18 protein-coding genes are annotated in these 22,218 nt (G+C 56.9%); 4 read left to right on the forward strand and 14 right to left on the reverse strand.

What is annotated here, in order from left to right; translation table 11 throughout:
• Positions 1-82: 82 nt before the first annotated feature.
• From ET418_RS01545 to pilB, 9 genes are all read right to left on the reverse strand, one after another.
• A complete protein-coding gene (locus tag ET418_RS01545) occupies positions 83-535 on the reverse strand; it encodes a DUF1003 domain-containing protein (RefSeq protein ID WP_149305812.1) in 453 nt (150 codons plus the stop codon).
• A gap of 75 nt (positions 536-610) precedes the next feature.
• Positions 611-1,279, reverse strand: a complete 669-nt coding sequence (locus ET418_RS01550) for a hypothetical protein (protein WP_149305813.1) — start codon at positions 1,277-1,279, stop codon at positions 611-613.
• Between the two features lie 109 nt (positions 1,280-1,388).
• Entirely contained in the window at positions 1,389-4,046 is a 2,658-nt protein-coding gene (locus ET418_RS01555; RefSeq protein ID WP_149305814.1) for a cation-translocating P-type ATPase, read from the reverse strand.
• Complete coding sequence (locus tag ET418_RS01560) at positions 4,046-4,789, reverse strand: hypothetical protein (RefSeq protein WP_149305815.1); 744 nt, start codon at positions 4,787-4,789, stop codon at positions 4,046-4,048. The genes ET418_RS01555 and ET418_RS01560 overlap by 1 nt, the downstream gene beginning before the upstream one ends.
• Before the next feature lie 15 nt (positions 4,790-4,804).
• Positions 4,805-5,971, reverse strand: coding sequence for an ABC transporter permease (locus tag ET418_RS01565; RefSeq protein ID WP_149305816.1), 1,167 nt, complete (start codon positions 5,969-5,971; stop codon positions 4,805-4,807).
• Positions 5,972-5,988: 17 nt separating this feature from the next.
• Entirely contained in the window at positions 5,989-7,620 is a 1,632-nt protein-coding gene (locus ET418_RS01570) for a two-component system sensor histidine kinase NtrB (protein WP_149305817.1), read from the reverse strand.
• 3 nt (positions 7,621-7,623) lie between these two features.
• On the reverse strand, positions 7,624-8,838 hold the full coding sequence (locus ET418_RS01575; protein ID WP_149305818.1) for a type II secretion system F family protein: 1,215 nt from the start codon (positions 8,836-8,838) through the stop codon (positions 7,624-7,626).
• Between the two features lie 19 nt (positions 8,839-8,857).
• Complete coding sequence (locus ET418_RS01580; RefSeq protein ID WP_149305819.1) at positions 8,858-9,961, reverse strand: type IV pilus twitching motility protein PilT; 1,104 nt, start codon at positions 9,959-9,961, stop codon at positions 8,858-8,860.
• A gap of 14 nt (positions 9,962-9,975) precedes the next feature.
• Positions 9,976-11,682, reverse strand: coding sequence for a type IV-A pilus assembly ATPase PilB (gene pilB / locus ET418_RS01585; protein WP_149305820.1), 1,707 nt, complete (start codon positions 11,680-11,682; stop codon positions 9,976-9,978).
• 178 nt (positions 11,683-11,860) lie between these two features.
• Here pilB and purM point away from each other — a divergent pair, with 178 nt between their 5' ends.
• The 4 genes from purM to ET418_RS18055 all read left to right on the forward strand — a co-directional run bounded on the left by purM (position 11,861) and on the right by ET418_RS18055 (position 16,068).
• The gene (gene purM / locus ET418_RS01590; RefSeq protein WP_149305821.1) at positions 11,861-12,913 is read left to right on the forward strand and encodes a phosphoribosylformylglycinamidine cyclo-ligase; all 1,053 of its coding nucleotides are present in this window, start codon (positions 11,861-11,863) and stop codon (positions 12,911-12,913) included.
• On the forward strand, positions 12,913-13,533 hold the full coding sequence (gene purN, locus ET418_RS01595) for a phosphoribosylglycinamide formyltransferase (RefSeq protein WP_149305822.1): 621 nt from the start codon (positions 12,913-12,915) through the stop codon (positions 13,531-13,533). The genes purM and purN overlap by 1 nt, the downstream gene beginning before the upstream one ends.
• Before the next feature lie 88 nt (positions 13,534-13,621).
• Positions 13,622-13,885 (forward strand): 30S ribosomal protein S20, encoded by a 264-nt coding sequence (gene rpsT / locus ET418_RS01600; RefSeq protein WP_149305823.1) that lies wholly within the window; start codon positions 13,622-13,624, stop codon positions 13,883-13,885.
• Between the two features lie 107 nt (positions 13,886-13,992).
• The gene (locus ET418_RS18055) at positions 13,993-16,068 is read left to right on the forward strand and encodes a nuclear transport factor 2 family protein (protein WP_188055201.1); all 2,076 of its coding nucleotides are present in this window, start codon (positions 13,993-13,995) and stop codon (positions 16,066-16,068) included.
• Positions 16,069-16,192: 124 nt separating this feature from the next.
• On the opposite strand, the gene holA is transcribed toward ET418_RS18055, so the two are convergent.
• The 5 genes from holA to ET418_RS01635 all read right to left on the reverse strand — a co-directional run bounded on the left by holA (position 16,193) and on the right by ET418_RS01635 (position 22,195).
• Positions 16,193-17,197, reverse strand: a complete 1,005-nt coding sequence (holA, locus tag ET418_RS01615; protein WP_149305824.1) for a DNA polymerase III subunit delta — start codon at positions 17,195-17,197, stop codon at positions 16,193-16,195.
• Between the two features lie 2 nt (positions 17,198-17,199).
• Positions 17,200-17,730 (reverse strand): LPS assembly lipoprotein LptE, encoded by a 531-nt coding sequence (gene lptE / locus ET418_RS01620; protein WP_149305825.1) that lies wholly within the window; start codon positions 17,728-17,730, stop codon positions 17,200-17,202.
• Between the two features lie 11 nt (positions 17,731-17,741).
• Positions 17,742-20,213 carry a leucine--tRNA ligase gene (leuS, locus tag ET418_RS01625; RefSeq protein WP_149305826.1) on the reverse strand — a complete coding sequence of 824 codons (2,472 nt, stop codon included), beginning with the start codon at positions 20,211-20,213 and terminating at the stop codon, positions 17,742-17,744.
• A 75-nt stretch (positions 20,214-20,288) separates the two neighbouring features.
• Positions 20,289-21,350, reverse strand: a complete 1,062-nt coding sequence (locus ET418_RS01630) for a protein-glutamate methylesterase/protein-glutamine glutaminase (protein ID WP_149305827.1) — start codon at positions 21,348-21,350, stop codon at positions 20,289-20,291.
• Positions 21,347-22,195 carry a CheR family methyltransferase gene (locus ET418_RS01635; protein ID WP_149305828.1) on the reverse strand — a complete coding sequence of 283 codons (849 nt, stop codon included), beginning with the start codon at positions 22,193-22,195 and terminating at the stop codon, positions 21,347-21,349. Before ET418_RS01635 ends, ET418_RS01630 begins: the two co-directional genes overlap by 4 nt.
• Positions 22,196-22,218: the final 23 nt, after the last annotated feature.

Raw genomic sequence — 22,218 nt, forward strand, 5'->3', positions numbered from 1 at the left:
GAGATACTACTAATGTTTTCATCCTGCATTATTGGGGGATCAAGCGACAGCGTTTAGCGCTCACCGTGGTTCCCTCCTCCCTTCATCTGGTGCCTCGCAACTCTGCCATCATCCGGTGGATCTCCAGAAGGGCCTGGTCCTGGGCTGCCAAATGATCCAGAATGGCACGGATCTCCTTTTCAGCCTTTTGATTGATCAGGTAATCGTTGTGGGCTTCCAACCGGTCCCTGGCCGCCTGCCGGTTCTGGCTCATCATGATGATGGGCGCGGCATAGGCCGCTTGCATGGACAACACCAGGTTCATCAGGATAAAGGGATAGGGATCCCAGTGCCGCGCCCAGGCGGTCACGTTTACCACGATCCAGACGCTCAAGATGATGGACTGGATGGTAATGAACCACCAGGAGCCGAGATTCAGGGCGACCCAATCCGACGCCTTCTGGCCGAACGTCAATTGAGCTTCGAGTATTTCGTTGACGTTTTGGACCGGTTCGTGCTCATGCTTGAACGGTTCAGGGAATCGCAGTGAGCTCATGTGTTCCTTTCAAAATCAAACTTAGGCTTCAACAGATCGTTTTCACCGGTCCTGTCCCTCCTGCATCACCGCAAGCTAGAAGTAGGTGACCTGCAACAGCGGTGCGAGAGTGCCCCGGTTCGTTCCGGTAGCATCGTTGATTTCAACAAGCCCCGGCGAAGCTATCCCCAAATCCCGCAGGATACGGACCTGGAAGTTGAGCAGTCCCAACCGCTGTGCTTCCACCATCAAACCTGTCACATCCACCGTTACATGCCCTCCGAAGTCTGATTGGGAGATGGGAGGGATGATCGTGGTGGTTGCCAGCGCCGGTTGGAGCGTTCGATCAAAATCCGTTCCCACCAGGGTTGGCGGCTGGAAGGAAACAAGGTCGATGCGGATCGGGATCGTACCGCTCAGGGGTTGGGGCTGGATACTGGTGATAACGATATCCAGGAACGCCGACGCAATGACGGCATTCCCCGGAACGCCGCCTGTCCCGGTCAGGGGGAAGTCGAGGAATGTGCGGTATTCGGCTCCGGTAGCCGGATCTATACCGGCAAACACGCTTTGGACACTTGGCGACATGCCCTGTGTTACCGTGAAAACGCTTGTGACGGAATCCCGGGCGATATCGCCGTCAGAAGTAGAATCGCTCAGAATCCGGGCGACAAATGTCGGTTGCGCGTGACCGCCGTCATTGCCGCACCCTGCCTGGATCAAGATCGTAAGCCCCATCAGTGCCGCCAGGATAAGCCGTTTCATAGCCACCTCCCGTTGTGCGATGCGAGAAACCAAATCATCCTTTCCCTTGTCCTAGGGACATACTATCACAACTGAGGTACAAACTAAACACAACGTCACAGTGATAACTTTACGCCACGCGCCGCACGACGACCTTTTCGAACTCCAGGACGGCAAACAGCACTATTCCCGGGACAAATACCCAGGCCAGCGCCTCGGCAGCCAGGGAAGTGGTTTTGAAGAAGGCCTGCATGGCCGGCAGATAGACGACCATCCCCTGCAGCAGGATCACCGCTCCGACCATGGCCAGGAGCAGGGGGTTGCCGAAGAGCCCCATGCGGAAAAAGGAATGCCGAAATGAGCGCAGGGCCATGGCTTGGCCGATCTGGGCAAAGGCCAGGGAGGTGAACAACACGGTCTGCCAGTTTTCAGGATGGAACCGCCAATGGTGATAGGTCAGCAGAATGGTCGAAGTGCCGATAATCCCACCGGTCAACAGGGTATGACGCACCATGCGGCGATCGAAGATCTGGGAGGTTGGAGAAACCGGGGGACGGGCCATGACGTCCGGCTCGGAGCGCTCCACTCCCATCCCCAGGCCGAGCAGGCCGTCGGTAAGCAGGTTGAGCCAGAGCAGTTGCAGAGGGGTGAGGGGGCTGGGCAATCCCAGAAATGGCAGGGTCAGCACGGCCAGGATCTTGCCCAGGTTGCCGGCCACGGAGAATTCGATGAACTTGCGGATATTGTCGTAGATGGTGCGCCCCTCACGCACCGCAGAGACAATGGTGGCAAAGTTATCGTCCAGGAGCACCATATCGGCTGCCTCGCGAGCCACATCGGTACCGGTCATCCCCATGGAGACGCCGATGTCGGCCTTTTTCAGGGCCGGGGCATCGTTGACGCCGTCCCCGGTCATGGCCACCACCTGCCCCTGGCGTTGCAGGGCATCGACGATCATCAGCTTGTGCTCCGGCGAGACCCGGGCATAGACCGACACCTCCCCGCTCGCCGCAACCAGACCGGCCGTGCCGATACGCTCAAGTTCGGCAGCGGTCATGACCCGCCCCCCATCCCCCATGCCCAGCCCGTCGGCAATGGACCTGGCGGTCAACGGGTGGTCGCCGGTGATCATGACCGGCCGGATGCCCGCCTGGCGGCAGAGTTCAACCGCATCCCGCGCCTCGGGGCGCAAGGGGTCCATCATGGCGACCAAACCGATCAGGGAAAGACCGCGAACAGCGTGTGTGTCCCGGACGCCGACGCCGCAGGCAACGGCCAGTACACGCCTTCCCAGGCCCGCCAGGCGGTCGACGGCCGTCATGGCCGCCTGACGTTCCGCTGTCGCAAGCGGATGGTCGCCGACCCGGTCGCACAGCTCCAGCACCGCCCCCAGCGCCCCCTTGCCGACCACAAGACATTCACCGGTTTCCAGATGGGCGGGAAGTCCAAGCGATGTTGCAACAGCAGCATCTCCAACCGTATGGAAGGTGACCATGCGTTTGACCGTAGAATCAAAGGGAATCTCGGCAACGCGCGGCAGACGGGCCTCCAGTTCATGGCGCAACAGTCCCTCATGTGCCGCGGCCGCAAGAAGCGCTATCTCGGTCGGGTCCCCTACCCCCGGCCCCTCTCCTTCCGCCAGCACAGCCTCGTTGCAGAGCGCAACACAGGCCAGTATTCCACGACGGGCAGCTTCAGCTTCCGATCCCGCCCCGTTGAGAGGCGGAGCGGCCTGTTGCAGGACTTCTGCGCTGGTGACGACCTCAGTGACCGTCATGCGGTTCTGGGTCAGGGTGCCGGTCTTGTCGGAACAGATCACGGTTACCGAGCCGAGGGTTTCAACAGCCGGCAGCTTGCGGATCAGGGCGTGACGTTTCAGCATGCGTTGAGAACCGATGGCCAGGGTAATGGTGACTACCGCCGGCAATCCCTCCGGGATGGCGGCCACCGCCAGGCTGACGGCGGTCATCAGCATCAGACGCAGGTCCTCGCCACGCAGCAGGCCGATGGCCAGAAACAACAGCGAAACCGCTACCGCGGCAAGGGCCAGAATTTTTCCCAAACGGTCGAGGCGCCTCTGCAAAGGTGTCCATTCCTGGGCCACATCCTGCAACATACCGGCGATACGCCCCAACTCCGTGTTCATACCGGTGGCCACCACAACGGCCACCCCACGGCCATAGGCAACCGTGGTGCCCATAAAGATCATATTCACGCGCTCGCCGGCCGAAATGGGATCATCCATCACTCCCAAGGCCTCGACACACTTTTCGACCTCTTCGGCCTCCCCGGTCAGGACCGCCTCCTGCACCCGCAGGTTGTAGACCTCAACCACCCTGCAATCGGCCGGCACCAGATTGCCTGCCTCCAAGAGGACGATATCGCCCGCCACCAGATCGACTGCCGGAATTTCAACCGGCATCCCGTTGCGCCGCACCCGCACCACAGGCACGGCCAGCCGTTTGAGCGCCCGCATGGCCCGCTCCGCACGATATTCCTGTACAAATCCCAGGACAGCAAAGAGGCAGACGATGGCGAGGATAGTCAGGCTGTCTTTGAATGAACCGACAAAAGCAGAGAGGAGCGCTGCCCCGGTCAGGATCAGCGCCATGGTCGAGGTGAATTGCTCCCACAGAATCAGCCAGGGCGATGTGCCGCCCCGCTCCCGCAGTTCGTTACTGCCGAAACGGGACAAGCGGCAGGCGGCTTCGTCGGATGAGAGGCCGCGGGCGGCATCGACCTTCTGCTCTGCCAGAACTGCTACTATGTCCCGCAGGTGCCAATCCATCAGTAGACCAGGGGATCCGGGGTGTCGAGCATCGGGTTGAGGCGGACAGCCAGGGAAAACAGGTAGGGGTAGTCAACCTTGAGGTGTTGCATGTACAAGACCCATTCACGGGACAAGTGCCCGAAGACACGCTTGATATCACCATTGATGTGTTCGGTGTCGCTCGGAGACATTGTGTCAAAGGATGACCGCGCCTCCAGCTCCTCCACCAGGTGGAATACGGCCCACAACAGGTCGGTAAACTGCTCGTGCTCCAACAGGTTCTGATTTTCCAGGAGCCCAGCCAGAAACGTGCGCTTTTCGATCAGGAATTCCTTCAGCCGGTTCTTGCCTCCTGCATCGCAACTGACCTTGATATCGGTCCGGCCCAGGTAGTCCAGCGCCTTTGCGAATTCGTCATTTTTCCAGTCCCCGCCCACCAGGAGGTGGCCTTTCAATTCTCCACAGGTCGCCACACAGGTCGATAGCTCCCTGAGCAGGCGGTTGCCGACCTCGCTGAAAAAAACACCGATCACCATATTGAGCTTGCGCATGACCGCCTGGCGTTCCCGCTCCCGTACAATTTGCTCAACAATCAGTGTAATGAATATGACATAAAGTGGCAAGAATGCCAGATTTCCCAAAAAGCTAGAAGCGATGTCGCGGCTGTTGCCGAGAACAGAGTAGTCAATCAGGTACAGGGCCAGCGATGCCCCGGCCAGAGCCGCCAATACGATGTGTTTTTTAAGGAACAATCCGTTCATCCACGCTTCTCCATTTCAACCTTCCCGCAGGGCATCGACGATATTCAGACGGCTGGCCCGCACGGCCGGGATTACGCCACCCACAAACCCCATGAGTAGTGAAAACAAGAGTGATTTGTAAATAATTTCGACAGTAAGGGTAAATGAAAAAGCAAGCTCGGAAAAGGTCTGCCAGTTCATGGTCGAGATGGTGATAAATTGCATGAATGACGCCATGAAAAGTCCGGCGACACCGCCGATCAGGCCGAGTAGCAGGGATTCCATCAAAAAGGCCAGCATGATGCTGCTGCGTTGGAAACCGAGGGCTCGCAGGGTGCCGATCTCTCCGACCCGGTTGGCAACGGCGGCATACATGGTGATCATGGCACCGATGATGGCGCCCAGGGAGAAGATCACCGTTAACGACATGCCGAGTATGCGTAAAAACTTGGCCATGGCCTCGGACTGATCTCGATAATAGCGGGTTTCGCGGCGCACATCCAACGTCAGGCGCGGGTCGGCATCCAGCTTGGCCTTGACCGCAGAAAAATCACCGCTGTCGTGCAGCCGGAAGGTGACCGAGGAGTACACCGGACGTCGGAAAGCCTGCATCAACTGGATGGCATCACCCCATATCTCGGAATTGAAACCGGTAGCGCCGGCATCAAAGATACCGACTACCGTCCAGTCGCGCATGCCGAAGCGAAGCGATTCGCCGATCCCGCCGCCTTTGAAGCGCTGCGCGATACTGCCGCCCGCCATGATTTCCGCTGAACCGGGACGTGGCATACGCCCCTCCACCAGTCGCACCTGGGGCCGGAGTTTGAGGGACGCCGGATCAATCCCCCTGATGACCACATTGGCCGGCTTGTCGCTGCCCCGTTTGGGAAGGCTTATCAGTACGACCAGTTCCTTGGCCGCCAGGAGGGTGCCGTCGCTTCCGGTAGCGATATCCGGCAGACTCTCCACAATGGCGGCCTGGGAGCGTTCCACACCGCTTTGCACCTCCGAGTTGGCCGCCTTGCGGGTGACGATAACATTATCGTCGGAACCGGTTTCATTCAGCGTTTTTTCCAATCCCGCCGACAACATCAGGATCGAAGCGAAAACGAACACCACCAGCGCCATTCCCGTTGCAGTCAAAAAGGTTGTCAGGCGGCGGGTGAAAAGATTGCGAAAGCTGTAGGAAACCGGAATGGGCATCTCAATCGGCCTGTTCGTTACACGGGGAGCATGATGGTAAAACAGCAGCCTCCCTCGGGAGGTGACTCGACGGTGATGGTCCCACCGTGGGCTTCGATAATACGGTAGGTAACGGCCAGCCCAAGGCCGGAACCCTCCGCTTTGGTGGTCCAGAAGGGTTCGAACAGGTGGACCGCCGTAGTGTTGTCAATGCCGCAACCGCTGTCGGTTACCGTAATAACCGCTGCCGGGGTTTTGTTAAAACCATCCGCTCCGCTGAGTTGAAAACGCGATTCGATCCCCACCACGCCCCCCTCCGGCATGGCCTCCGCGGAATTACGGAACAGATTCAGCAGGACCTGCCGCAGTTGATTGATATCGGCTTGAATCAGTATATGCGCGGCAACGAGATTACGAAAGGAAACCGTACTGAAGTGACTGTCTGAAGACAGGAGCATAATCAGATCTTCCACCAGCGGCCGCAACTCGAACCGCTCCTTGCAGGGAGAGGAAGGACGGGCGTAGGCCAGAAAATCGGTAATCAGACCGTTAAGCCTTCCCGCCTCGCGCAGCACGATCTTCAACAGCCGCTGATCGTCTTCTGATACGGAACCGTGCTCGGCCAGCATCTGGACCGAACCACTCATGGCCGCCAAAGGGTTCCGGATTTCGTGGGCCATGCGGGCGGATATCTCACCGAGCGCCGCCAGCCTGTCCGCCCTTTTCAGGGCCGTTTCCATCCGTTTCATGGAAGTGAGGTCCTTGAAGTTGACAATTGCCCCTGCCGATACTCCCTGACTGTCGCAGAACGACACGGCGTTGTAGCCGAGGGTCATCGTTTCGTCGCTTGGCAGTTCATATTCGAACTCCCCGTCCATCCGGGAGTCCATATTGCCGGCAATATCCGCAAGCGCCGGAAAGATGTCCACAAGTCGGGTATTATAGGCATCAGCCTGCGTCATGCCGGTAATCATTTCGGCATAACGATTGAAAACCCTGATCCTGCCGGCCGGGGTAATCGTAAGCAGGCCGCTTTCCAGATTCGATACGATGCTCGTGCTCAAACGCTCCAGCTCATCATAGTTGACGGTTTTCTCGCGGAGTGCTTCCTCGCTTTCCCTGGCGCGCGCCGAAAGAAAACTGGTGATAAGGGCCGTCAGATAAAAGCCCATGAGGTTGAAGAAAATCGTGTAAAAAATGTGCGATGCACCAAGTTGCTGGGCATCGGACCGGCTGAGGCCAATCGAGGCCAGCAGACCGAAGTATTGCAGATCAACTATGGAACCGTAGAGTATGCTACAGAGGGATGCTGCGTAGAGCGCTTGCCGACCCCCCAGCAACAGACCGGCGCTCATGATGGAAAGGAGATAGAGAAAGGAATAGGGGCTGAGTATGCCGTTGGTAAACAGCAGGAGAACCGTTACGAAGAGCAGATCCCAGATCGTCTGGAGGTAGGCGATAAAGGCGTGGTATCTCTGGAGCCGGAGAAAGAGCAGGCAGCAAAGGGAAAACAGAAACGAAAACGCCATCAAGCGGATCAGACCGCTCTGAAGGTGCCCTTCAGCCGAGGTAAGGTCCTGATAATTCAGTAGTACGGTAGACGCCAGGAACAGGAATGACACCACGATCCTGGCATAAATGAAAAGCCTGAGTTTTCGTTCAAGCCCCATATCTTACCCGCCGACGGTCCCCGCCAGCTTAAAGATCGGCAGGTACATGGCAACGACCAAACCACCGACAGCCGTCCCCAGGAACACCATCAACAGCGGCTCCATCATGGCGGTCATGGCCGAAACGGCATCGTCCACCTCATCATCGTAGAAATCGGCGATCTTGCCCAGCATGGCGTCCATGGCGCCGGTCGCCTCGCCAACGGCGATCATCTGAACGACCATGGGGGGGAAAACGCCGCAGGAGGCCAGCGGCTCGGCCATGGTCTTGCCCTCGGAGATGGCTTGGCGCACGCCGTAGATTGCCTCTTCGACGATCTTGTTGCCGGCGGTCCTGGCCACGATATCAAGCCCGTCCATAATCGGCACGCCGGAACTGACCATCGTTCCCAAGGTCCTGGTGAACTTGGCAACGGCAACCTTCCTGATCAGCGGCCCGGCTATCGGTGCCTTGAGCGCCATGCGGTCGATCTTTTTCTGCCCACCGGCCGTGGCGTAGTATTTCTTGATGGCGGTAATAATGCCGAAGAAGACGGCAATGATGACAATGATGTACTTCATCAGGAAATTGCTCAGGCCGATGACAAACTTGGTCGGGGCAGGCAAATCGCCGCCGAAATCGGCAAACATCTTGGCAAAGGTCGGGATGACGAAGATCAGGATGACCCCGACGACAATAACCGCGATGGACATGATGGTGATGGGGTAGACCATGGCGCCCTTGATCTGTTTCTTCAGTTTCATGGCCTTTTCGATGTAGGCCGCCAGCCGGTTCAGGATGGTGTCAAGGATACCGCCGACCTCGCCTGCGGCCACGAGATTGACATAAAGCTGGTCAAAGGCCTTGGGGTGTTTGCCGAGGGCATCGGCAAAGGTGGAACCGCTTTCCACACTTTCTTTCACCTTATAGAGTATATCCTTGAAGGTCTTGTTCTCCTGCTGGCCGGCAAGGATCTCAAGGCATTGGACCAGCGGCAGGCCCGAATCGATCATGGTGGCAAACTGGCGGGTAAAGACGACCAGGTCCTTGGTGTCGACCTTGCCGCCGCCAAACTTGGGAAGTTTGATGGAAAACGCCTTGACCTGTTCATTGATGCTGATATTGGTAAAACCATACTTTTTCAACTGGGCTTCAACGATGTTGGTACTTGCAGCCTCGATGACGCCCTTTTGCACGCCACCGGTTCTGGTACGTGCTTCCCATGAAAATTTTGGCATTGTCCGATACTCCTCGCTTTTAGTGAACAGGCGGCCGTCTCTGCATATTCAGGCCGGCAGAGGGGTTATTGATCATCTGCTTGAGTTCTTCCGGGTCCTGAGAGCGCCCAAGGGCCTCTTCCAGGGATATCAGCCGCTTCTGGTACAGGGACAGGAGCGACTGGTTCATGGTCTGCATGCCGTACTTCTCCTGCCCGACCTGCATCTGTGAATAGATTTGATGGACCTTGTCTTCACGAATCAGGTTGCGAATGGCGGCATTGGGAACCATGATCTCCAGGGATAACGCACGTCCCCGCGAGTTCATCCTCGGGATCAGCGCCTGGGATATGACCCCTTCCAGTACAAAGGAAAGCTGCGCCCGTATCTGGGTCTGCTGATACGGAGGAAACACATCCACAATACGGTTTATGGTCTGGACACAGGAGTTGGTATGCAGGGTAGCCAGACAGAGATGCCCGGTTTCCGAGAGGGTCAGCGCCGCCTCGATGGTTTCGAGATCGCGCATCTCACCCACCAGAACCACGTCGGGATCCTGGCGCAGTACGTACTTGAGGGCATTTTTGAACCCCTTGGTGTCGGCCCCTACCTCACGCTGGTTAACGAGGCAGCCTTTGTGGGGGTGCAGGTACTCGATCGGGTCCTCGATGGTGACGATGTGCTCGCGGCGGTTGATATTGATGTAATCGATTATGGAAGCCAGGGTCGTGGATTTGCCGCTGCCGGTCGGACCGGTCACGAGAATCAGTCCCCGGGACTTGGCTGCCAGTTCGGAAACGATGGGGGGCAGCCCAAGCTCTTCGAACGTCAGGACGCGGTAGGGGATAACCCTGAATACCCCGGCCACGGCCCCACGCTGGACGAATATATTGCCCCTGAAGCGGGAAAGCCCCTTGACCCCGAACGAAAGGTCCAATTCATTTTCTTCTTCGAATTTGTGCTTCTGGGCATCGGTCAGGACGCTATAACAGAGTTGCTTGGTCTCAACCTGATTCAGCGGCGGAAAATCGAGCGGTGTCAGCTTGCCGTCAACCCTGATCTGGGGTGAGGTGTTGGTGGTGATATGCAGGTCGGAACCATTGTTTTCGACAAGAACCTTCAGCAGTTGGTGCAGATTAACCATTGAGCCCGTCCTTTCTAGTCGTCAGCAACAGTTACCCGAAGGACCTCTTCAAAGGAAGTGACCCCTTCCTTGAGCTTGGTAAGCCCTGACTGACGCATGGTCTTGATACCCAGCCGCATTGACTCCCGCTTGATCTCGGCGGTGTTGGCACCATTGAGGATCAGTTCACGGATTTCATCAAGCATGGGCATAACCTGATAAAAACCGACCCGCCCCTTGTAGCCGGTATTGTTGCAGACGGAACACCCTCTGCCGCGCATGCAGACAAAGGAAGGCGCCTCATCGGGTGAGACGCCGGCGTCGATCAATGCCTGGACCGGGATATCTTCCGGTTCCTTGCATTCGGCGCAAACCCGGCGGGCAAGGCGCTGGGCCGTGATCAGGTTGACGGCCGACGACACCAGAAACGGTTCGATACCCATATTGAGCAGGCGGTTGATAGTGGCCGGGGCATCGTTGGTATGGAGGGTGGAAAGCACCATGTGGCCGGTCAAGGCCGCCTTGGTTGCTATTTCAGCGGTCTCGAAATCTCGAATCTCGCCGATCATGATGATATCGGGATCCTGGCGCAGAAAAGAGCGGAGGGCCGCGGCAAAATTGAGGCCGATATCCTCATGCATCTGCACCTGATTGATGCCGGCAAAGTTGAATTCAACCGGGTCCTCGGCGGTCGAGATATTCTCGGATACCTTGTTGAGCTCGGCCAGTGCCGAATAGAGAGAAACCGTCTTGCCACTCCCGGTGGGACCGGTGACCAGCACCATGCCGAACGGCTTGTGAATCTCGCGCAAAAAGTGCGCCAGGGCCTCAGGTTCGTACCCCAGCTTGGTCAGGTCCGTTTGCAGGTTGCTCTTGTCCAAGAGCCGCATGCAGATCTTCTCGCCGAACAGCGTCGGCAGCACCGAAACGCGAAAATCCATGTCCTTGCCGCCGCCCAGCTTGATTTTGATACGGCCATCCTGGGGCAGCCGCCGTTCGGCGATATCCAACTCCGACATGATCTTGATACGGGAAGTAATGGCGTTTTTCAGCTTGAGCGGCGGCTTCATCACCTCGTAGAGGACACCATCGATACGGTAGCGGACGCGGAACACCTTTTCGTAGGGTTCGATATGGATATCGCTGGCTTTTTTCCTGATGGCGTCCTGGAGGATGGCATTGACCATCTTGACTACCGGAGCGTCTTCGGTGGCTCGCTCCAGGGAGTTGACATCCACCTCATCGGTATCGCCGACGACCTCCACATCCTCAAAATCCATGTCGCCCATGACATCGGCCAGCGACGCGGACTGATCGTAATTCTTGTCGATGGCGTTTTTGATGTCCGATTCGGACGCAACCACCATCTCCACATTATAGCCGGTCATGAACTTGATGTCTTCGATGGCGAACAGATTGGACGGATCACTGACCGCGACGATCAGCGTTGCGCCGGCGCGGTTGACCGGTATAAGCTGGTATTTTTGGACAACTTCCTGGGGAATGACCTTGATGACGGCAGGGTCTATGTCATAATCAGAGAGATTGACGGCAGGAACGCCGTATTGCTTGGAGAGAAACGAGGTAAGATTTTGATCGCTGATGGCATTTTGCTTGATCAGAACCGTGCCGAGACGCATCTGGCCACCGGAAAGCCTTTGCTCCTCAAGCGCCTTGGCAAGCTGTTCCTTGGTGATCAGGTTGTTTTTTACCAGGATTTCTCCCAGTCGGCTCGACTGCATATACCCCCCGCTCATGTCAGCGTCGTGAGATATTATGCGGAGTACCCAGTATTGTCAAGCTGTTGTTGCTGCCAAACCGGTGCATCTCCAGAACCGAACAAAACGGATTTCGCAGTTTGAAATTGACATTTTACGGTCCGTGTTTTACAAAAGTTTCTTATCTAAGGAGGTGGAGAATTTGAGCGAACGAAGGATAACCTACAAGGATGCCGGGGTTGATATAGCGGCCGGCAACAGCTTTGTCAGCATGATCAAACCGCTGGTCAAGGCCACGTCCCGCCCTGAGGTCATGGCAGATATCGGCGGTTTCGGCGGCCTTTTTTCGTTAAATACGGCCAAATATAAAAACCCGGTGCTCGTGTCCGGGACCGACGGCGTCGGCACCAAACTCAGGATCGCCTTTATGGCCGACCGCCACGATACCGTTGGCATCGACCTGGTGGCCATGTGCGTCAACGATATTGTGGTACAGGGAGCGGAGCCGCTCTTTTTTCTCGACTACCTGGCAACCGGCATGCTCCTGCCCGAGAAAGCGGCGGACGTCGTCAAGGGGATTGCCGAAGGGTGCAAACAGGCAGGCTGCGCCCTTATCGGTGGCGAAACGGCTGAAATGCCCGGTTTCTACGCCGATGGCGAATACGATATTGCCGGTTTTGCCGTAGGGGTGGTGGAACGGGACAACATCATCGACGGCTCGGGCATATCCGTAGGCAACCGCCTGATCGGCATAGCCTCCAGCGGACTCCACAGCAACGGCTACTCGTTGGCGCGCAAGCTCATCTTCGAACGCATGGGGCTGTCCCTGGACTCCCAATTGGCCGACACCGGCCGGACCGTCTGTGAAGAGTTGCTTACGCCGACACGCATCTATATCCGTTCCATCATGAACCTGCTCAAGGATTTCAAGATTAACGGCATTGCCCATATCACCGGAGGCGGACTGCTGGAAAACATCCCCCGTATCCTGCCCAAGGGGTGTAAAGCCACCATTCACTTGGATCGCTGGGAACGACAACCCCTTTTTCATATCTTGCAGGAGGCCGGCAACGTTGAACGTGCGGAGATGTACCGCACCTTCAACATGGGGATCGGCATGGTGGTGGCTGTCTCGGAGGAAGAATCCGAGGATATCGTCTACCGCCTGAAGGGGCTTGGCGAGCAGGCTTGGGTTATCGGCGATATCACCACCTGCGCGGACGGCAGCGAGTGCGTCGAACTGGTGGAGGGGTAGTGACTGACGGAAACCCGGTCAGGCTGGCGGTTCTGGTTTCGGGAAACGGCACCAATCTCCAGGCCGTTATCGACCGTATTGCGTCAGGCGGGATCAATGCCACCATTGCGTGCGTGATCAGCAACAGACGTGATGCCTTTGCCCTGAAACGCGCCGAGAAACACAACATTCCGGCAATCATCCACGAGAGCAGCGCTTACGCCAACCGCCGGGAGTACGATGCCGTCCTGGTGGATATGTTGCGGGACCATGGCGTTGCACTGGTGGTCCTGGCCGGCTTCATGCGGATTCTGACCGATGTGATGGTCACGGCGTTTCCCCATGCCATCATGAACATTCACCCTGCCCTTTTGCCGGCTTTCCCGGGCCTTCACGCCCAGAAGCAAGCCCTTGACTACGGTGTCCGCTTTACCGGCTGCACGGTTCACTTCGTGGACGGAGGAACCGACACCGGTCCGATCCTCCTCCAGGCGGTCGTTCCCGTCCTGGAAGACGACACGGAAGAAAAACTTGCGGCCCGCATTCAGCACGAGGAACATCGTATCTATCCCGAGGCCATACACCTCTTCTGCGCGGGTAAGTTTAGTGTGGACGGCAGACGGGTACGGCTGTCGCCATAATTTATCTTGACAACGCAACCGCAGTAGTGTTAGTAAACTAGCTTCAATTTAGATATTACACGCGGAAAGAATCATACGGAGGTGCAGCTTGGCACATCACAAGTCGGCAATCAAACGGATCAAACAGAACGCCAAGAGGAATGCCCGCAACCGGCACGTTACCTCAACGCTGAAGACATATATCAAACGGGTGCGCGAGGCTGTCGAGGCCAAGGACAAGGAAGCCGCTACCGCAGCCCTGAAGGCCGCCATTCCGGTCATCGATGCTTCTGCTTCGAAAGGTGTGATCCACAACTCCAATGCCTCCAGAAACGTTTCGCGCCTGACCCGGCTCGTCAATACCCTGGGCTAACACCAATCACGCACGACATAAGGTCACACAAAGGGGACTCCCATGCAATGGGAGCCCCCTTTGTTTTTAGCGGGAGCAACAACGCTTTTCCCCAAAGGGTCCGTTCAATGAACGCAAACGACTATCAGGAAATCCGTCACCTGTTTGACGAATACCTTCGGATGTACGCATCCCGCGATGACCGTCTCACCACATGTTTCAGCAATGATTTCTCCGGCTTCACAGGAGGCGGAGATTTTCTCGTCAAAGACCGGGAAGAATGGGTGGCGATTACCCGTCAGGACTTCGCCCAGGTCAAAGATCCACTCCGTATCGAACTCAAGGACCTGGCAATCCAATCCCTGTCTGATACCATTGCTGTAACTACCGGATTCTTCACCATTCACCTGCCAATCAAAGACTACATCCTGTCACGCGAGACCGCCCGCCTTGTGCTGATATTCCGCAAGGAATCCACAGAGTGGAAAATTGCGCATAGTAGTATTTCCATTCCCTACTACCTGGTCCGTGAGGGCGAAGTATATCCGATGGAGGGGTTGGTGGAGCGCAATCAGCTTCTGGAAGAGCAGATTGCCGAGCGGACTCTGCAACTTTCCGAGGCAAATGACAAACTTCGACAGACAAATGAAAAGCTGGCGAGAGAGGTCGAAGAACACAAACACACGGAATTGGCCAATACGAGATTATTGCTGCAACAACGCGCCATATTGGACAACCTTCCCATGATAGCGTGGCTCAAAGACTCGGAAGGTCGCCTTGCAATGGTTAACGAGCCGTATGCCGAGGCCTGTGGTCATGCGGCAGATGATTGCATCGGCAAGACGGACCTTGAGTTATTCCCCCTGGAAATGGCCACGAGCTATATCGCCGACGACCGTGAGGTATGTACCACCGGCCGGAAGAGACAGTTGGAAGAGCAAGTCGCAACACCGGATGGCACAAAGTGGCACCTTACGTATAAGACGCCGCTCTTTGACGAACTGGGTAGAGTCGCTGGTATAATGGGAATTGCCTTGGACATCTCGGATCTCAAAGAACATGAAAAAGAAGAACTGAGGGTTCAGAAACTGGAATCGCTGGGAGTACTCGCCGGCGGTATTGCCCACGACTTCAACAATATTCTTACCGGGATCATGGGGAACATATCCCTTGCCAAGATATCCCTTGATGATACGCACACGTCATACAAAGCCCTGGTTGGGGCTGAAAAAGCATCGGTGCGGGCCACCGAACTGGCTCGTCAACTCCTGACCTTTGCCCGCGGTGGCGAACCTGTCAAGAAAGTTGTTTCACTCCAGCATCTTGCAAATGAATCACTGTCACTGGTTCTTCACGGTTCCAATGTCAGGGGTGTCGTTGACATCCCCGATTCAATTCACGCGATAGAAGCGGATGAAGGGCAGATCAGTCAGGTATTCCACAACATTATTATAAACGCTACGCAAGCGATGCCGGGCGGCGGGCTCTTGACCGTCTCTGCTCGCAACGAGACGCTTGCCGGCAGGAATACTATGGCACTTCCTCCCGGCCCATATATCTGCCTTACCTTTACCGATGAAGGCTGCGGAATATCGGATACTGATCTGGAAAAGATCTTTGATCCCTATTTCACAACCAAGGTCAGCGGGAATGGGCTGGGGCTTGCTTCAACCCATTCAATAATCAGCAGGCATGGCGGATATATCAGCGTGAGTTCTCTTGTAGATAAAGGTGCTACCTTCACAATCCATCTGCCGTCAATCGGAGAGACTCTTCCGAAATGTCAGACCGAATTCGTTACACAAACCTCCAAAGACCATCGTGGAGGTTCAATTCTTGTCATGGACGATGAAGAGATGATCCGGGAACTAGCGACGGGAATGCTTGAAGAAATCGGGTATCACGTCACAACCTGTGGCGCAGGGTCAGAAGCCATACGGTACTATGAAGCGGCAAAGGAATCAGGATCGCCGTTCTCGGCGGTAATTATGGATCTGACCATTCCGGGAGGCATGGGCGGCAGGGAAGCGGCTGAAAAAATCCTTGATATTGATCCGGCGGCACGCCTGATAGTTTCCAGTGGTTATTCAAATGATCCGATCATGTCCGACTATCGTACCTACGGTTTCACCGGCGCTATCGCAAAACCATACCGGATCAATGAACTGGCGGAAATACTCCGTTCAGCACTATCCGATCATTAGATAAAGATCATTTTTCAAACACGAAAGCGTGCAGAGAAAAGAGAAGGGATCAGCGCGTTGGAATGGATGTGAGTGCACGCCCGATTGGCGAGTATGCGCTCGCATTAGTTTGATTTGGTTTTGGTTACGGTACCATCGACGACGTACAGATCCCGACCACAAGGCCATGCATCAGGGTCGCGGGCTGCCCTCCCCCTGTTTTGGACGCAACATCGCAACGATAGAGCTCTTCAAACAGCCTTTCCAGATCGTTCCGCGAGAAGTTTTTCGCCTGCTGGACCACTTCCCCCAGAAAAAACGTGTGGATGTTGAGTTCCCGGCCGATATCGGCCTGGGACACCCTGCGATCCAGCAACTCCCTGATCCGCCACAACTGCCGGAAATGCCGGGTCAGGGCCCCGATCATCATCGGAGCGTCTTCGCCGTTGCGAAAGAGAGCCCCCAGGCTCTTGAGGGCGTTCTGCAAATCGCGCATCCCGAGGAAGCGGGCAAGTTCGAAGGCGGTAAACGCCTTGCTGCTGCTGGCGATGACGCGTACGTCCTCTACGGTTATCCGCGACCGCGTGCCGCAGTACACGGCCAGCTTTTCAATCTGGGACGCCAACTCCTGGAGATTGTTGCCGATCAGAAGAGAGAGCAACCCGGCGGCGGCCGGATCGATCGTCTTTCCCTGGACAACCGCTTCGCTCTGGATAAAGCCGCTCAGCTTGTTGTCGTAGAGCCGCTTGTATTCCACCAGGCACCCCTGTTTCTTGAGCTCCTGGAAGAATTTTTTGCGCTGGTCGATCTTGGCGCCGGTAAACACGAGGCAGGTGGTTGCAGCCGGGTTGCGGACATAGGGCAGCAGACTCTCCAGGACATCGGCCTTGAGCGCATCCGCGCGCTTTACCAGCACCGCCCGCCGCTCGGCGAACATGGGCAGGGTCTGGGCGGCATCGAGAATTTCAACCCCTTTGGTTTCATTGCCATAGAAGATATTGAGGTTGAAATCCTTGAGTGAAGGATCGATGGCCCGCTCCAGCAATTGATGGACAGCCCGTTCGATCAGGAACGTCTCTTCGCCGTACAGATAGCTGAGCGGCGGGATGGTCCCCTTGTTGACGGCGGTTTCAAATTCCTGAGCGGTCATGATCAGTACGCCTGTTCCACGGTCACGAGAAACCTGTCGGCCAGGGTCCGGGAGGCCGCCTTCAGGGCAGCCTCCTCGGCATTATGCTGCAGGGCCAGGTCCGTGGACGCGGGGAAGTCCTGGAACGCCTGGACGGTTCCCTTCCACACGGGGGCCGTCCCGCCCTTTTTATGCAATTCCAGATCGACGGAGATGGTCAGACGATATTCCTTAACCTGGTCGGCGGCAGAATAGGAGACCGCCTTGAGGGTATAGGAGGCCAGCTTGCCCCGCACCCTGAGGTCGGCCGCCGCCTCCTTGTCCGCCGGATACAGTCCCCGCATGGTGTGACTTTCCTCGTACAGCGCGCGACGGATCACGGTCTGCGCAGTTGGGCTGACCGTTTCGTTGACAATGAACGCCACCCAGATCGACTGGCCCGTTGCCAGCGTGTTGCCAGCCGTTCCGGCAAAGCGATAGCCACACCCCGCACATAACAACGTGCAGCAGAGCAGCAGGAGCAGGAAAGAGCGGAATAGACCTCCAAAAGACATGTCCTCTCCCCCTACGCCACCACGATATTGATCAGCTTGCCCGGCACGCAGATAACCTTGCGCACCTGTTTGCCCTCGAGAAACGGGAGCACCTTTTCGTTCGCCAGGGCGCACTTCTCGAGCTCCTCCATGCTGGTCTCGGCACTCACCGTGATCCGGGTACGGAGCTTCCCGTTGACCTGGACAACAACCAGCACCTCTTCGTCCACGACCGCATCCCGGTCGTATTCCGGCCAGGCAGTGCGGGAAAGGGGCGTGGTATTGCCGAGGCGCTGCCACAACTCCTCGCTCACGTGCGGGACAAAGGGAGCCAGCAGCAGCACCGTGGTTTCCAGGGCCTCTTTCATGACGGCGCCGTACTGCGGCGTTTGGAGATCCGCGGGCTGGAGCGTATTGAGCAGTTCCATGATCGATGCGATGGCGGTATTGAAATGGAAACGCTCTTCGATGTCCTCGGTCACCTTTTTGATGGTCTTGTGTACGGCACGGCGCAAGGTGCGCTCCTCAGCCGTAAGCGTTGCCAGGTCCGGCGCAGCGGCGTTTTTCACCAGGTCGAGGCGATCATGGACCAGCTTCCACACGCGGTTGATGAAACGGAACGAGCCGTCCACCCCTTGGTCGCTCCAGTCCAGATCCTTTTCCGGCGGCGCCGCAAACAGGGAAAAGAGGCGGGCCGTATCGGCACCGTAACGCTCGATGAGGGCATTGGGATCGACCACATTGCCCTTGGACTTGCTCATCTTGGCGCCATCCTTGATGACCATGCCCTGGGTCAACAGGTTGGTGAACGGTTCGTCGCAGGAGACGTACCCCAGGTCGCGCAAGACCTTGGTGAAGAAACGGGCATACAGCAGATGCAGGACGGCGTGCTCGATACCGCCGATATACTGGTCAACGGACATCCAGTAATCCACCCGCTTGCGGTCCAGGGGGCCGTCCTGGAAGTCGGGACAGCAATAGCGCATGAAATACCAGGACGACTCGACGAAGGTGTCCATGGTGTCGGTTTCGCGCCGCGCCGCCTTGCCGCATGTGGGACAGGTGCAGTTGACAAAGGAGTCCAGCTTGGCCAGCGGGCTCCCCCCTTCCCCGCTGAACTCCACGTCCATGGGGAGCCGTACCGGCAGGTCCTGTTCCGGCACCGGCACCACGCCGCAGTTTTCGCAGTAGATTACTGGGATGGGGTTGCCCCAGTAGCGTTGCCGGGAGATGCCCCAATCGCGCAAACGGAAATTCACCGTTTTCTTGCCGATCCCCTCCTGCTCCAGATAATCGGCGATGGCCTCTTTGGCGGCATCGCTCTTCAGACCGTCGAACCGGCCCGAGTTGACCAGTGTTCCGACCTCGGTGAAGGCGGCCTGCATGGAGGCGGTATCGAGGCTCTCCCCTTCCGGCTGGATCACGACCTGGAGCGGCAACGAATATTTACGGGCAAATTCGAAGTCGCGCTGGTCGTGGGTCGGCACCGCCATGACCGCGCCGGTGCCATAGTCGGTCAGGACAAAGTTGGCCAGATACACCGGCATGCGGGCCTTGGTGAGGGGATTGATGCAGTAGGAACCGGTGAAGACCCCCTCCTTTTCAAAGTCATCGGCGGTCCGCTTGATGCGGTCGGTTTTTTTGACCTTTTCGATAAAGGCATCGACCTCGGCCTTCCGGTCGGGAGTGGTCAGTTGCTGGGCCAGGGGGTGTTCGGGGGCCAGGGACATGAAGGTGGCGCCAAAGACCGTATCCTGGCGGGTCGTGAAGACCTTAACGGACTCGCTGCGCCCTTCCAGGGGAAAATCGATCTCACAGCCGATACTCTTGCCGATCCAGTTACGCTGCATGGTCAGCACCCGCTCCGGCCACCCGGGAAGCTTGAAGGTCCACTCCAGCAACTCCTCGGCATAATCGGTGATGCGGAAGAACCACTGGTCAAGCTCCTTCTGCTTGACCTCGCTGTCGCAACGCCAGCAGGCGCCGTCCTCCACCTGTTCGTTGGCCAGCACGGTCTCGCATTTTGGGCACCAGTTGACAAAGGAAGTCTTCTTGTACGCCAACCCCTTGGCGAGCATCTCCAGAAAGATTTTTTGCTCCCAACGGTAATATGCCACGTCGCAGGTGGCAAGTTCGCGGCCCCAGTCGTAGGAAAGCCCCATTTTCTTGAGCTGGCCGCGCATATAGTCGATGTTTTCATGGGTCCACTTGGCCGGGTGGCTCTTATTCTGGATGGCGGCATTTTCAGCCGGCATCCCGAAGGCATCCCATCCCATGGGGTGAAGCACGTTGAAGCCGCGCATCTTCTTGAACCTGCCGACCACGTCACCGATGGAATAATTGCGCACGTGGCCCATATGTATCCTGCCGGAGGGATAGGGAAACATCTCCAGCAGATAGTACTTCTTCTTATCCTGATCTTCGGTGACGGCAAAGGATGCCGCTTCTTCCCAACAGCGCTGCCATTTTTGTTCTATATCCTTGGGGATGTACTTCAGTTCCACAATTATGTTCCTTTCTGGACAATAAAATTGGATTACGTTTAAAGAGCGCATGTGCGTACAGGCGGCGATATGAGATTATGTAAATGAGCCTTTAGCCAGGATCTCCCGGTGCACGCAGTGCATGGGGGCAACCCTGTCCACAAGGCCGGTCGCTACGGCTTCGCGCGGCATCCCGTAGACAACGGCCGTTTCATCGGATTCGGCTATCACAAAGCCGCCCTGGTCTTTGACTTTGCGAACGCCCTTGGTGCCGTCATTTCCCATGCCGGTCAGGATGACGGCAATCATGCGCTTTTTGTAGATATCGGCACAGGATTCCAACAGGACGTCCACCGACGGCACATAACGGTCGGCACTCGTGGGAGGGACGACCCGCGCAACAGCCCGCCCGTCGTGCCGTTCCAACACGAGGTTCGAACCTCCGGGCGCTATCAGCGCCCTGCCCGGCAGCACCAAATCGCCATCTACAGCCTCCTTTACCTCGAACAGGGAGGCGCGGTTCAAGCGTTCGGCGAAGGCGTGGGTGAAACCTGACGGCATATGCTGGGCCACCACGACGGCAAAGGGGTACGCCCTCTCGAATGCGGAGAAGAAAAATTGCAGTGCCGGCGGCCCTCCGGTTGAGGCGCCGATGGCGACAAGATCGAAGGGCGATTGGCCAACAACGCCGGGCTTCGCCGCTCCCGCATCCCCCCGCCCCCTTTCATGGGACGGCAACTGTGGCTGCTTTAACCGCGGTAAGCCCTGATTGACAAACTGGAGCACCTTCTGCTGAAGGTCTTCCCTGATGAGCAACAGATCGTTGGAGGCCCCGCTGGAAGGCTTTGCCACGAAATCCAGGGCGCCCAGTTCCAAGGCCTTGAACACCTTGTCTGCACCGCTCAGGGCGCTCACGACAATCACTGGGGTCGAATAGCGGACCGTCAGGATGCGCAGAAGCGTAAATCCGTCCATTTTCGGCATTTCAAGGTCAAGGGTGACAAGGTCCGGCTTAAGGGTTGCCACCTTGTGGATCCCCTCCTCGCCATTGGTGGCGTAGCCGACCACCTCGACACACTCAAGTCCCTCGAGCATCTTGGTGATGGTGCGTCTGCTGAAGGCGGAATCGTCTACGACAAGCACCTTGAGCCTTCTCATAAACCATCTCCCAGTGCAGAACGCTCCGGCTTCTGATAGATCATATCATTCTTGAAGTGGCGCAGCGTAAAAAGCGTGGTGACGTTCATGAGCGACTCGGAATGCCCCAGAAGCAGGAAACCTCCATCATGGAGGGATCGGTGAAACTCTTCGACGACCTTCTTCTTGGCCGCCAGGTCAAAATAGATGATCACATTGCGGCAGAAGATGAGATCCATCTTGCCGAGCATCATCATGCGGATCTTGTCGAAGAGATTGAGGTGGCTGATGGTAACCATCTCCCGGATATCGTCCGTCACCTTGAGCCCACCGTCATATTCGTAAAAGAACCGTTTGATATAGCGTTCATCAGTCGCCCGGAACGACGATTTCGTGTAGACTCCACGTCGGGCGTGCTGAAGGACCCGCTGGCTGATGTCGGTACCGATAATCTCGATCTTCCACCCCCGCAGACTGGGCATGTCCCGCAGCAGCATGGCGATGGTATAGGGTTCTTCTCCCGTTGAACAGCCTGCGCTCCAGATGCGCAACGTGCGGTCACCCCGAGCCGACTTGACGCTGATGAGTTCCGGAATGACTTCATCCGTGAAAGCGGAAAGCTGGAACGATTCCCGGAAGAAATAGGTTTCATTGGTCGTAAGGACATCCATGATGTCCATCATTTCCTGGTCTTTATTCCGGTCGTATTTCAAAAAGTGATAATATTCGCGGAAATTATTCAGACTCAGGGCGGTCAGACGGCGGGCAAGACGCTTCTCCAGAAGGTATTTTGAGTCGTCGTCGAAAAAAATGCCGCAATGACTGTAAATACTGTCCCGTATGATCCGGAACTCATCATCGGACATGGGCTGTCCTGTATCCAGGGATA

The sequence above is a fragment of the Oryzomonas rubra genome (genome assembly GCF_008369015.1).
GTDB lineage: Bacteria > Desulfobacterota > Desulfuromonadia > Geobacterales > Pseudopelobacteraceae > Oryzomonas > Oryzomonas japonica.

Bases quoted from the DNA above. Each gene is read 5' to 3' on its own strand.
- ET418_RS01570 (WP_149305817.1), bottom strand. From the start codon at position 7,620: ATGGGGCTTGAACGAAAACTCAGGCTTTTCATTTATGCCAGGATCGTG.
- holA (WP_149305824.1), bottom strand. From the start codon at position 17,197: ATGACCGCTCAGGAATTTGAAACCGCCGTCAACAAGGGGACCATCCCG.
- ET418_RS01560 (WP_149305815.1), bottom strand. From the start codon at position 4,789: ATGAACGGATTGTTCCTTAAAAAACACATCGTATTGGCGGCTCTGGCC.
- ET418_RS01635 (WP_149305828.1), bottom strand. From the start codon at position 22,195: ATGTCCGATGATGAGTTCCGGATCATACGGGACAGTATTTACAGTCAT.
- lptE (WP_149305825.1), bottom strand. From the start codon at position 17,730: ATGTCTTTTGGAGGTCTATTCCGCTCTTTCCTGCTCCTGCTGCTCTGC.
- pilB (WP_149305820.1), bottom strand. From the start codon at position 11,682: ATGCAGTCGAGCCGACTGGGAGAAATCCTGGTAAAAAACAACCTGATC.
- ET418_RS01575 (WP_149305818.1), bottom strand. From the start codon at position 8,838: ATGCCAAAATTTTCATGGGAAGCACGTACCAGAACCGGTGGCGTGCAA.
- ET418_RS01550 (WP_149305813.1), bottom strand. From the start codon at position 1,279: ATGAAACGGCTTATCCTGGCGGCACTGATGGGGCTTACGATCTTGATC.
- ET418_RS01565 (WP_149305816.1), bottom strand. From the start codon at position 5,971: ATGCCCATTCCGGTTTCCTACAGCTTTCGCAATCTTTTCACCCGCCGC.
- ET418_RS01545 (WP_149305812.1), bottom strand. From the start codon at position 535: ATGAGCTCACTGCGATTCCCTGAACCGTTCAAGCATGAGCACGAACCG.
- ET418_RS01580 (WP_149305819.1), bottom strand. From the start codon at position 9,961: ATGGTTAATCTGCACCAACTGCTGAAGGTTCTTGTCGAAAACAATGGT.
- ET418_RS01630 (WP_149305827.1), bottom strand. From the start codon at position 21,350: ATGAGAAGGCTCAAGGTGCTTGTCGTAGACGATTCCGCCTTCAGCAGA.
- ET418_RS18055 (WP_188055201.1), top strand. From the start codon at position 13,993: ATGAACGCAAACGACTATCAGGAAATCCGTCACCTGTTTGACGAATAC.
- ET418_RS01555 (WP_149305814.1), bottom strand. From the start codon at position 4,046: ATGGATTGGCACCTGCGGGACATAGTAGCAGTTCTGGCAGAGCAGAAG.